Origin of the sequence: Streptomyces sp. A0958 (assembly GCF_004795035.1) — a bacterium.
Taxonomy (GTDB): Bacteria; Actinomycetota; Actinomycetes; order Streptomycetales; family Streptomycetaceae; genus Streptomyces.
In genome coordinates, this window is record NZ_SSBK01000003.1 from 198,216 (window position 1) to 208,906 (window position 10,691).

Annotated in this window: 13 protein-coding genes and 1 pseudogene; 11 read left to right on the forward strand and 3 right to left on the reverse strand. The window is 68.6% G+C overall.

Going from position 1 to position 10,691, the window contains the following annotated elements:
- Nucleotides 1–127 precede the first annotated feature (127 nt).
- Genes E6P78_RS04475 through E6P78_RS04490 form a run of 4 tightly spaced genes read left to right on the forward strand, consistent with a single transcriptional unit; the run spans nt 128 to nt 4,108 of the window.
- Entirely contained in the window at nt 128–1,282 is a 1,155-nt protein-coding gene (locus E6P78_RS04475; RefSeq protein WP_136202161.1) for a glycosyltransferase family 4 protein, read from the forward strand.
- Complete coding sequence (locus tag E6P78_RS04480; RefSeq protein ID WP_136202162.1) at nt 1,279–1,983, forward strand: hypothetical protein; 705 nt, start codon at nt 1,279–1,281, stop codon at nt 1,981–1,983. Before E6P78_RS04475 ends, E6P78_RS04480 begins: the two co-directional genes overlap by 4 nt.
- Complete coding sequence (locus tag E6P78_RS04485) at nt 1,980–3,215, forward strand: glycosyltransferase (RefSeq protein WP_136202163.1); 1,236 nt, start codon at nt 1,980–1,982, stop codon at nt 3,213–3,215. Before E6P78_RS04480 ends, E6P78_RS04485 begins: the two co-directional genes overlap by 4 nt.
- Nucleotides 3,212–4,108: a glycosyltransferase family 2 protein gene (locus E6P78_RS04490; protein ID WP_240799055.1), complete on the forward strand. Its 897-nt coding sequence runs from the start codon at nt 3,212–3,214 to the stop codon at nt 4,106–4,108. Before E6P78_RS04485 ends, E6P78_RS04490 begins: the two co-directional genes overlap by 4 nt.
- Here the strand turns inward: E6P78_RS04490 and E6P78_RS04495 are convergent.
- Nucleotides 4,066–4,566 (reverse strand): ATP-binding protein, encoded by a 501-nt coding sequence (locus tag E6P78_RS04495; protein WP_136202165.1) that lies wholly within the window; start codon nt 4,564–4,566, stop codon nt 4,066–4,068. The two genes, E6P78_RS04490 and E6P78_RS04495, sit on opposite strands and share 43 nt — an antisense overlap.
- A 101-nt stretch (nt 4,567–4,667) precedes the next feature.
- Here E6P78_RS04495 and E6P78_RS04500 point away from each other — a divergent pair, with 101 nt between their 5' ends.
- From E6P78_RS04500 to E6P78_RS04510, 3 genes are all read left to right on the forward strand, one after another.
- A complete protein-coding gene (locus E6P78_RS04500; RefSeq protein WP_136202166.1) occupies nt 4,668–5,585 on the forward strand; it encodes an FkbM family methyltransferase in 918 nt (305 codons plus the stop codon).
- 89 nt (nt 5,586–5,674) lie between these two features.
- A complete protein-coding gene (locus E6P78_RS04505) occupies nt 5,675–6,154 on the forward strand; it encodes an NUDIX domain-containing protein (protein ID WP_136202167.1) in 480 nt (159 codons plus the stop codon).
- Nucleotides 6,155–6,267: 113 nt separating this feature from the next.
- Nucleotides 6,268–7,170 carry an LLM class flavin-dependent oxidoreductase gene (locus E6P78_RS04510; protein WP_136202168.1) on the forward strand — a complete coding sequence of 301 codons (903 nt, stop codon included), beginning with the start codon at nt 6,268–6,270 and terminating at the stop codon, nt 7,168–7,170.
- Between the two features lie 315 nt (nt 7,171–7,485).
- Here E6P78_RS04510 and E6P78_RS04515 read toward each other — a convergent pair.
- Nucleotides 7,486–7,701: pseudogene (locus E6P78_RS04515) on the reverse strand (LLM class flavin-dependent oxidoreductase); the annotation flags it as partial.
- 203 nt (nt 7,702–7,904) lie between these two features.
- Between E6P78_RS04515 and E6P78_RS04520 the strand changes: the two are divergent.
- From E6P78_RS04520 to E6P78_RS04530, 3 genes are all read left to right on the forward strand, one after another.
- Nucleotides 7,905–8,426: a SigE family RNA polymerase sigma factor gene (locus E6P78_RS04520; protein ID WP_136202169.1), complete on the forward strand. Its 522-nt coding sequence runs from the start codon at nt 7,905–7,907 to the stop codon at nt 8,424–8,426.
- 62 nt (nt 8,427–8,488) lie between these two features.
- Complete coding sequence (locus E6P78_RS04525) at nt 8,489–8,926, forward strand: PASTA domain-containing protein (RefSeq protein WP_240799056.1); 438 nt, start codon at nt 8,489–8,491, stop codon at nt 8,924–8,926.
- A 195-nt stretch (nt 8,927–9,121) separates the two neighbouring features.
- The gene (locus tag E6P78_RS04530; protein WP_240799057.1) at nt 9,122–9,436 is read left to right on the forward strand and encodes a hypothetical protein; all 315 of its coding nucleotides are present in this window, start codon (nt 9,122–9,124) and stop codon (nt 9,434–9,436) included.
- 157 nt (nt 9,437–9,593) lie between these two features.
- Here E6P78_RS04530 and E6P78_RS33225 read toward each other — a convergent pair whose 3' ends face one another.
- On the reverse strand, nt 9,594–10,214 hold the full coding sequence (locus E6P78_RS33225; RefSeq protein ID WP_240799058.1) for a hypothetical protein: 621 nt from the start codon (nt 10,212–10,214) through the stop codon (nt 9,594–9,596).
- Between the two features lie 146 nt (nt 10,215–10,360).
- Here E6P78_RS33225 and E6P78_RS33230 point away from each other — a divergent pair, with 146 nt between their 5' ends.
- Nucleotides 10,361–10,663 carry a hypothetical protein gene (locus tag E6P78_RS33230; protein WP_240799059.1) on the forward strand — a complete coding sequence of 101 codons (303 nt, stop codon included), beginning with the start codon at nt 10,361–10,363 and terminating at the stop codon, nt 10,661–10,663.
- Nucleotides 10,664–10,691: the final 28 nt, after the last annotated feature.

A 10,691-nucleotide genomic window follows, 5' to 3' on the forward strand; every position in this document is an offset into this window, starting at 1 on the left:
GCCATCGGATGAGATGAATGAACCGTGAGTGATCTCGATTCACCATTCTGTCACGGCCCCGTCCGCCAGTTTGCTTCCTCTACCGGCCCAGGTCGACCCCCGGGCCCCAACGAGGAGGGTCTCAGCGATGCGCGTGCTGTATCTGCTCAACGTCTCCAACGCCAGTCAGCTGTCCGCTGATTCCGGCTACACCTTCGCCGACATGCTCGCCCCGGCCCTGACCGACGCCGGGGCAGAGGTGACCGTGGCCTCGCCCGTCCCGGTCGGCGACGCCCGCGTGCACTTCGCGCTCACCGCCTCGCCGTCCACCAAGTACCGGGCCCGCTTCGATCCCGGCATGGACGCCCTGGTCGCCCTGATCCGCGACCAGCGACCCGAGGTCGTGGTGGCCAATCAGATCGAGGCCGCTCCCGCGATCCGGGCCGCGCTCCTGGAAGCAGGGGTGGACGCGCTGATCGCGGGCTACTGCCACTACCTGCCATTCTCCTTCACCGACATCGGCGTCCTGGAGCTGGACCCCGCGATGAACGACCGGGGCCTGGGCCGCAGCGTGCTGCTGGCCTTCGCCGCCGGCCTCGGGGCCTGCGACCGCGTCCTCGTCCACTCCTCCACCGCAGCCTCCTGGACCGCCGCAGCCGCCGCCCGTACCGGCGTCGAACTCGGCGACAAGCTGTACGTCGTCCCCGCCCCCAGGGATGTACGGCTGGTGCGCGACCCGGCCGACATCACCCCGCCCGCAGGCAGGGCCACCGGCATCTACAACCACCGCCTGTACAGGCACTACGGCACCGCCCGCTTCACTCAGCTCGCCCGCCGCCTCGTCGCCGACGCCCCGGTGCGGCTCACCGTGATGGACCTGTTCGGCACCCGCAGCCCCGAGCGCATCCGCCTCGACCCCAGCCCCGAACGGCACCTGGAGGAGTTGGCGACCACGGACGGCGTCACCATCGCCTCCGACCGCGGCGACCGCATCCGTTACCGCAACCTGCTGGCCGGCACCCACTTCGGCATCGCCCCCTTCCGCCCGGGCTGCCCCTGGTCCATGTCGGTGATCGACTGCCAGGCGATGGGCCTGCCGGTGATCGGCCCACGCACCGGCTGGCTGGCCGAGCACATCGACAACGAGCTGCTGTTCGACACCGACGAACAGGCCGTCCAGATCGCCGAGCGGCTCGCCACGGATGCCGAGTTCTACCTGGTGCACGCCAAGCGCGCGCATGCCTCCACCGCCGACCTCACGCCCGCCGTGGTGGCAGCCCGTTACCTGGAGGCGATCAAGTGACCGGATTCGAGGCAGTGCAGCTCTCGTACGACGAGCCACTGGCCGGCTCTCTGCACACCCGCCTCACCCGGGTGCTGCGCGGCACCGTCAAGCGCCTGCACGGAGTGCGCGGGATGCGACGCGCCTACCGACTCACCGCCGAGCTGGTAGACACCGAACAGTTCTTCCTCGCGGATGGTGACTTCGCCATCGACCCCGAGTTCCCCACCGCAGCGGTCCAGCCTCTGGCCGACGGTGTGGCGATGCGGGTCTGGCAGGCGGTCAACCCGGTCAACGGCCTGACATACGGCTACGGCGGCCTCAAGCTGATCCGTCGCTCGGCGCTCAGGGAGATGGGCCAAGCCGTCGACGTGCTGGCCGCACTGCCCGGCCGCATCGAGTTCTGCCGCCGGACCGCCGGGGTCACGCGGTTCAATCAGAGCCCCTTCCACGCGTGGAAGGCAGGCTTCCGAGAGTGCGCGATGCTGGCGCGCGGCAGCGAGTACGGCATGACTGACGCCTCCGCCCAGGAACGCGTTGCTGCCTGGACGGCCAGCCGCGACGGCGAATTCGCCGTCTATGCGGCGGCCGGCGCCCGTGACGGACTCGGCTTCGCCAAGGACGCTGCCCGAAATACTGAGCGCTTCGAGGCTCTCAACGACCCGCCCTGGCTGCACCAGCACTTCACCACGCTGTACGGCGAGCAGGCGGTCACCGGATGAGCGCCGCTCCCGGGCCGCTGGTGCTGATCGAGCCGTACGCCCACCGGGGCGGCGGACATCACCAGCGCACGCTGGCGGCGCTCGCCCCCGAACGGCCGGGCAGCCTCGTCATCGCCCCCGGCGGCCTGAGCGAGGACCTGGCCCCGCTGGTTCGGTCGGGCGTCCGAGTCGCAGCCGATCCGGCCGGGCCGGCAGCGAGGATTTTTATGGCCGTCGCACGGGCGGCAGCCCGCGTCGCTGCCGCCGGTCAGCGGGTATTCGCCACCCGGAGCTGGCCGCAGACGATCCGCAGGTCCCCGCACCAGGTCACCCTTCTCGCCAGGTGCCTGACCGAGGCCGCCTGTCTTCGCACCGCACGCCGTCTCGCCCCGCGAGCCTCGTCCGTGGTGATCCTCAGCGCGAGCGAGGCCCTGCACGGTGCCACCGCACTGCTCGGCGGGGCCCCGCATCTGCGGTTCGTCCACGAGGCGGTCACCACCGAAGATCGTCCCGTCCGGTGGCTGGGCCGGCTCGCCCGCAAAGGCGAGAAGCAGGTGATCGCGCTGTACCCGACCGCCGCCGTCCGTGAACAGGTCGGACCGCGCTTCCCTCACCTTCCCGGCGTGGTGAGGGCGTTCGCGGTTGATGACGGATGCCCGCTGACCGACGCCGAACGCAACGGGGCTCGTAGCGCCTTCACGATCCCCGCCGACGCAACGGCGGTATGTGTGATCGGCGGCTGGTGGCCCTACAAGGACATTCCCACCATCGATGCCGCCCTCGCCCGCCTCACCGCCCCGCTTCACGTCCTGGTGTGCGGCACGCCGCTGGACGACGCCGTCCTCACACGCTGGCACCAACTACCCAACGTCCACCTGCACACCGTGCCCGGCCCGGTCGGTGATCAGGTGCTGCGGCTCGTGTACGCGGCAGCTGACGCGGCTCTCGTCGCCCGGAAGTCCGGCGTTGGCAAGGAATCCGGGCTGGTCATGGACGCCGTCCGCCTCGGTGTACCGCTGATCGTCTCCGCGCACGACCCCGAGCTGACCGCCCGCCTCGCCGGGGAGCCGTGGACCAGGCTCTTTCCCTCCGGTGATCCGCACGCCCTCGCCAAAGCGCTGGACCAGCTCACGGCAGACGTTCCCGCCCGCCCGGGTCCGTCAGCGTGCGGGGCGCTGGACATGAACTCGGCGGCCGACCAGGCCGCCTTCCTTACCGACACCTACACCCGCCTGACCAAGGAATGCCGATGAAGACGCCCGTCTCTCCCGCCCTGGTCGCGGTGGTCGGCCCGATCGAACCGGCCCTGCTGGCCGCCTGGACCGCCCACTACCGCCGGCTCGGCGTCGAGCGGTTCCACCTCGCTTTCCACTTCCCCGACCACATCCACGACGCCTGGCGGCACCAGCTCGTCGCGGCCAGCCACGACCTCGGCATTGTCCCTGCACGGATCAGCACCGGCCCCTGGCACGAGCACACCAACACCCGGCTCCGCGACTTCCTGCGCGAGCAGGCAGGCCCCGGCTGGCACCTGATCGCCGACTCCGACGAGTTCCAGACCTACCCCGCCCCGCTCACCGAGATGATCGCCTGGGCCGAGGCCGCCAAGCACAAGGTGATCGGTGGGCTGATGCTCGACCGCGCCACGAACGACGGCCGCTTGGCGCTGTGGCGCCCGGAAATCGGACTGGACCGGTCCTTCCCGCTCGGCGGGCACCTCACCCACCGACTACTCAAGGGCGATCCCCGCAAGATCGTCCTCGCCCACTCCTCGGTGGCCGTTGCGTCCGGCAACCACCGGGCACCGGGCCACAAGCCCGACCCGAACACGCTCGCATGCGTGCACCACTTCAAGTGGCGCTCGGGCATCCTGGACGACCTGCGCCGAAGGGTCGACCGGTTCACGTCCGGCGATTGGGCTGAACACACCCCGGCTGTCCGCAGCGAGGCGTCCCGCCTGTTGCAGCACATCGACCGCCACAATGGCCGAATCGATGTCGCCGACCCGCGTCTGGCCTTCCGGCACGTCACGCTTGATCGGCTGCCGAGCGGCTGGGCCACCGAAGCCGCCAAGATCACAGCCATCTGGCGCCCGCACACGGCTCAGAGCCAGCCCGGCTCGACAGTCTCCTCGCCCTCGTCCTGAGGCTCCTCGAAGCGGGCAAAGAAGTCGTCCAGCGCCTCCGGAGTCACGACCAGCGCGTTGGCGTCTTCCCGCTCATTGCGCTCCGCCAGCCTGCGCAGCAGCTCCTGGCGCTCCACCGGGAAGTACAGCAGCCGCCACCGGCCGCCGGCCGCCTCCACCAGCTCCTTCATCGCATCGCGGTCCTTACGCGGCCACAGCCCGTGGTCCCACACCACGTCCCGGCCCTCGGCGACCAACTCGGCGAGCCGCTCGTGCAGCTCGGCGACGACCGGAGCCTCCTTCTCGAAGTAGGTGTTCTCCGGGTAGTCGACGCCGTACCGACCGTGCCGCTCATGGACGACCTCGTCCACCGACAGCCGCACTGCACCCTCCGGTTCCAACCTCCGCTGGGCATATGTGGTCTTCCCCGAGCCGGTGAGCCCCACCAGCAGGAACACCACCGGAGTGTCCTCGGCCACCGCCAACTCCCTCCAACACCACCAGCGCTCCTCGGCCAGTCTGCCACCGTCGGCCGGCCCAAGGCTCCGTTCCTCCTCACCACCACCCGAAGGAACCGCTCGTGTCCGCCTCCGTACTCGCCCGCGCGCTGCGCGCCTACGTCCGCTACGCCCCCGGAACGGTGGGCAAGGCCCGACTCGTCGGCCACTTCCTCGACGAGCACCTGCGAATCCACCCCGCCCACACCACCGTCAGGCTGCGGTCCGGCGACAAGATCGGCGTCACCACCAACGACGTCATCCAGCGCTACCAGTACCTCTTCGGCGAGTGGGAGCCGAACCTGAGCGCCTTCCTCCGCGACCGGCTCCGCCCCGGAGACACCTTCATCGACGTCGGCGCCCACCGAGGCGCCTTCAGCCTCCTTGCCTCCCACGCAGTCGGCCCCCACGGGCACGTCATCGCCGTGGAACCCTCCCCGCAGTTCCACGACGACCTGACCGCCGCGATCACTGCCAATCGCTGCACCAACATCCAGTCGATCCGATCGGCCGTCTCCGACACTCACGGCAGGCAGACCCTGTACCTGGAGGACCCCACCAACCTCGGCCACACCACCGCCGTGCGGCCCCGCCATGCCCACATGACCTTCGACGTACAGACCGCGCCCCTGGCCGACCTCATCAGCAGCGCCCAGTTCGCTACCACTCGGATCATCAAGATCGACGTCGAAGGCGCCGAAGCAGCAGCCGTCCGCGGACTCCTACCGGCGCTCGCGCACTTGCCGGACGACGCGGAACTTGTCATGGAGATCACCCCTCGGCTCTTGGCCAAGCAGGGCGAGAGCGCCACCGGGATCATCGACATCCTGAGCGAGAACGGCTTCCACGCGTACAACCTCGCCAACGACTATGACCCGACCGCCTATCCCAGGACCATGCGGCACCCGCAGCCGCCCGTTCGATGCACCACGGTCCCCGAGGAGATGACCGACCTGGTGTTCTCGCGCACCGATGCGGGCCACCTCGTATCCGGGCGTTGAAGCCGCCCGCGCTCCAAAAGGGAGCCGGCATCCCCGGATGCCCGCACGACCCCGAAGAATCCGAAGCACGTCGACAAGGAGCGGACACGGTGAGCAGCAAGAGTGTGATGAACAGTCGCAATGCGGTCTGCGTGATCGTCCACGACAAGAACACCGGCACGGTCGCATCCCTGCTCTATGGGGCCCGTAGCTGGTCCCCGAAACCGGTCTGGACCCTTCCCGGCGGCAAGGCCGAACCCGGCGAACCCCTCGACGAAGCTGCCGCCCGCGAACTCAAGGAGGAGACGGGCCTTCTCGTCGACCCGGCCAACCTTGCACTCGTCCACGTCGTTCACGTCGAGCAGGGCTGGGACCGGTCCGGGCAGTTCGTGCTCTTCGCCTTCGCCACCGACTCCTGGACTGGTGAACTGACCAACGCCGAACCGGACAAGCACCTCGCAGTCCAGTGGCTCGCGGCCGAACGCCTCCCCGAGCCCGCGTTTCCGACCGCCGCGCAAGCCCTCGCTGCGTACAGGGACGGCGGCCCGTCCTTCTCCCGCTACGGATGGCCGGCCACCGTCACGAGGTGAATCTTCTCGCTGTTCTGGGCTGCCCGGCAGCCACACGGCACCGGGGCCTGAACAGTGGGGGCTCGCCTACGTCGAGCCGCGACCAGGAACGCGCTCGACGTAGGCTCACCGGCATGAGTCTGCGCCTGAGCACCGTGATCCTTCCTGTCGACCGCTGGCACGAGGGTGGCCGCGCCAAGTGGCAGCGCGCCGAGGAACTCGGCTTCCACGCCGCGTACACCTACGACCACCTTTCCTGGCGCAGCTTCCGCGACGGCCCGTGGTTCGGCGCTCTGCCCACTCTCACCGCCGCCGCCACGGCTACGGACCGCTTGCGCCTGGGCACCCTGGTTACGTCGCCAAACTTCAGGCACCCAGTGACGCTCGCCAAGGAACTGATCTCGCTCGACGACATCTCCGGCGGACGCGTCACCCTCGGCATCGGCGCCGGCGGCAACGGCTTCGACGCCACCGCACTCGGCCAGAAGGCGTGGACACCGAAGGAGCGGGCGGACCGGTTCGGCGAGTTCGTGCCACTGCTCGACCGCCTACTCACCGAGGGCGCGGTCTCGCAGAAGGGCGACTTCTACACGGCCGAGGAGGCCCGCAACCTCCCCGGCTGCGTACAGCGGCCCCGACTGCCGTTCGCAGTGGCGGCGACGGGCCCACGCGGCCTGAAGCTCGCAGCGAAGTACGGGCAGGCGTGGGTGACGACCGGTGACCCGAAGCTGTACGAGGAGGGAACCCCGGAGCAGTCGGTGGAGGCGCTGCGCGGACAGATCGAAAGGCTCGGCAAGGCGTGCTCCGAGGCCGACAGGGACGTCGCCGACCTCGACAAGATCCTGCTCCACGGCTTCACCCCCGACCGGAACAGGCCGCTGGAGTCCGTGGACGCCTTCGTCGACTTCGCCGGCCGCCACCGCGACCTCGGGTTCACCGAAATCGTGGTCCACTGGCCCATCCCCGACTCTGGCTTCGCAGCGGACCTGGCTGTCTTCGAGCGCATCGCCACCCAGGTGCTAAAGCAACTCAGCTAATGGACGCACTGAAGGGGCCGAACCAAAGATCCAGCAGTCACAAGGATCAGAACGTAGTTGGCCGTCTGCCACCCAAGCTGCCGCCGAGTCACGCAGGAGCCCACTCCGAGTCGGACGTCGCGTACTCCACCACAAGGGGACTCGCCACAACACACCGAGGTGTGGCACTGGTGCTGGGAAGAATTCCCGTGACACGGGCGTATCCGGTCATCATCGCGGACACATCGATGTCGTCGTCCTCATCATCCAGCGCATCGAGCATCTCGGCAACCGAGTCTCTGCAGGTCAGCACGTGATGTACGAAAAAGGCTTGACTGAGGTGACGAGGGTACCGATGCGGATACGTTCCGTGGCCGCGGCTGCTGCGGTGAGAGTCGGCACAGCGCCGAACCACGGCTGATCTCGAAAGCTCCGCCAGGACAGGTGGTCGTAGGTGTACGCGGTGTGGAAGCCGAGCTCCTCGGCCCGGCGCCAGACCTTCCGGCCTTCGGCCCAGCGGTGGATAGGCAGGATGACAGTACTCAGACGCATGCCGTGACCTTAATCCTTGTGGGCGGGCGTATTCCCTTGTGGCGGTCAGCCGAGACGATGGCCCGCAGCTGTCCGCTGGTCTCATCGCTGCCGCCCGGTTGACACCGGGCGGCAGCGATGCCTGTGACCCAGATCTCATTGCAGTCGTGCAGCAGATGAGGCGGTGTTCACGTCGAGGAGAGGTGACAGGAAGGGGGGAGCGTATGGAGACGGACTTCCAGGTTTTCGTCGCCGCGAGGTCGATCGCACTGTTCCGGGGCGCCTTCGTCCTGACGGGCGACCGTGAGGCAGCGGAGGATCTGGTCCAGGAGACCCTGGAGCGGGCCTGCCGCAAATGGCGCACCATCGCAGGGAAGGACGCTCCGGACCTCTATGTGCGGCGGATCATGGTGAACCTGGCCAACGACCGCTGGCGCAGGTTCCGCCGTCCGGGCATGACCTCCGATCCGGAGAGCGGCGACAAAGCCGCTCCGGGAGACGAGTTCGGGCAGGTGGACAACCGGGACCAGTTGGTGCGCGCCCTGCAACAACTGCCCATGCGGATGCGCACGGTCGTGGTGCTGCGGTACTTCCACGACCTCTCCGACACCGAGATCGCAGCCGACATGGGCATATCGCCCAGCACGGTGCGCTCCCAGCTGGCTCGTGGGATCGAGAAACTCAGAAGTCAGATCCCCGTGCTCTCCGCCCCTTCGCCACGGCAGCACACGGAAGGAATCCGATGACCTCTTACGGCGACGCATGGCCTTCCGGCTGCACACCTTTCGAAGAGGAACTGATGAACGCCATGAACCGATTCGCGAACTCCGCCGAGGCCCCCGACTTCGACGCGTCCCAGATCCTGCGCCGCACCCGGCGCAGGCGCACCATCGGCGTCGCCGCCGTCGCCGCCGCCCTCATCGCGGCGGGCGGGGGCACCGCCCTGGCCACCTCGGTCGCCGGCAGCAGCAGCTCGACCTCGGCGGCTACCAGCGCGGCCACCAACAGCGACGCCACCACCATGCTGTACCTCTTTCCCGACGGCCAGAGCGTCCCGATCGACTTCGCGGGCTGGAGCCTGGACGAGGCCACGACGTACATGCAGAAGACGCAGACGAAGCTCGGCACCGTCACCAAGAAGGCCGTCAAGGGCTGCAAGCCGGGCTCGGTGCTCGGCGTGTCCCCGCACGCCCCGAAGACCGTCAAGAACGGCGACACGGTCAACTTCACCGTATGCGTCGGCTGACCAGGTCCTGAGCTGATACGACGCCCGCCCCTGCGTCAATCAGGGGCGGGCGCCCGTCACAACATCACACCGGACCAGGCCCCCGCACGGGAATTGGCTGGAGAGGGACGGGCACACCAGCAGCGAAGCACAACCGTGCCGGCGGTCTCGTGAAGACGGACGACCGGGCGCGCACAGGCTCGCTAACCTGGCAGCGTGGAAAAGAGGAGCGGCGCCGAACTGGACGTGCTGATCGAAGAGGCGACCGTTGACACGTACGACGAGGTCGAGGCCGTCAACGGATTCCTGGGGATCATCGATGAATACCTGGACGTTCCGTTCACCACGACTGTCCGGGGTGTCGAGGTGAACGTGGCCGAGATCCGCCTCACGAACGACTCCCGCATCGTCGCCCGTTGCGTTCGAAATGGGCTCCGGCAGGACATCGGCCTGGCGGAACTGCCCCTGCCGCAACCTCCCCCGGCGGGAGCGCACTGGGTCGAGGCGTACCGGCGCTGGTCCGGTTGCTGATGAAGAGGAATCGGACGAGAGCCGAAGCGCGTCGGAGCACGACATGAACCCCCTCACAGATCTCGCTCAGGTCCTACGCCGTAGTGCCGAACTGAAGGAAGACCTCGTAGCGTTCGGGGAGGGCCGCCCCTTCGAACGGTTCCTCGATCCACTCCTGTCAGAAGCAGTAGGTCCCGAAGGCGTGTTGGACGAGGCGACCGCGACCAACGTCATCGACCACTTCCTGCTGCAGTACCGCCTTCCTGACGGCAACACGGTCGCCGACCGTTTCGTCACCCGGCGACCGGCCCTGACCGATGCCGACCGGCAGATGGTGCTGGCCTGGCGTGACCCTGTGGAGGGGCTCTTCGAGGTACGGGGCAGGAACGGCGACTCCCTGCTCCTGCTCAACCTGCTGGACGACCTCGAGTACCGCACCTACACCAACGCCGGACGCACGGCTCTCCGCAGGGTCGCGAAGGGAAGCTTCCTCAGCGCCAGACTGGTAGCGCTGGCACCAGCGCCCGGCGCGTGGCTCTTCTCCGGCGTGATGTCCTCCTACCCTCGCAGCGCCATGCCGGAGATCGCCGCCGCGGCCCTTGACCTGGCCGCCGGCCGGCCCGGCCTCGTCTTCCGCAACCCGGAGAAAGTCGAGCAGGGATGGCACTCGATGCGTGAGGACCGAGCCGCCTTCGCCGAGTTCTTCGGCAGCGACGAGCTGATCCTCACGCCCGAGGAAGCCGAGGACCGTATCAATGCCTACTACCGCCATCGGCAGCACGCCGCCGGCGCCGGGCAACGCCCCGGCTCCCCCCCCGGGGCGGACAACACGCCGCCCCGAACCCGCCCCTCTTCACACTGTCACCCGAACTGGCCGAGGCGGAGACTGTCGGCGTCATCTATGGCCAGGTCGACGGACTCAACTTCTACGCGGACTACGGATCATTGCGGGACCTGTTCGCGAACCCCGGCCTCCCGGGCCGCAAACGCCACCAGGACCTGCTCCGCACGTACCTGCGCGAGGAGTCGATCACACCGCTGCCCATCCGCCGGCTGGCCGCCGCACACCCGAAAACCGTCGACACGGTGTTCCGGAAACTCCTGCGGCAGCCCGACTTCACCTGGAACAAGCACGGCGACGCACTCCTGCGCCGACGCAAGCCCTGGTACGTCGAGTCCGAACAGCGCCCCGGAGTGTCCGTCATCGGTGACCGGCTCAGTGAACTGCTCCGCAGCCGGCCACGCTGAGCACGCACGCCATCACGCTCCCCACCAA

Excerpts from the sequence above, each read along its gene's own strand:
- E6P78_RS04475 (WP_136202161.1), top strand. The coding sequence starts at position 128 with ATGCGCGTGCTGTATCTGCTCAACGTCTCCAACGCCAGTCAGCTGTCC.
- E6P78_RS04485 (WP_136202163.1), top strand. The coding sequence starts at position 1,980 with ATGAGCGCCGCTCCCGGGCCGCTGGTGCTGATCGAGCCGTACGCCCAC.
- E6P78_RS04490 (WP_240799055.1), top strand. The coding sequence starts at position 3,212 with ATGAAGACGCCCGTCTCTCCCGCCCTGGTCGCGGTGGTCGGCCCGATC.
- E6P78_RS04510 (WP_136202168.1), top strand. The coding sequence starts at position 6,268 with ATGAGTCTGCGCCTGAGCACCGTGATCCTTCCTGTCGACCGCTGGCAC.
- E6P78_RS04520 (WP_136202169.1), top strand. The coding sequence starts at position 7,905 with ATGGAGACGGACTTCCAGGTTTTCGTCGCCGCGAGGTCGATCGCACTG.
- E6P78_RS04525 (WP_240799056.1), top strand. The coding sequence starts at position 8,489 with ATGAACCGATTCGCGAACTCCGCCGAGGCCCCCGACTTCGACGCGTCC.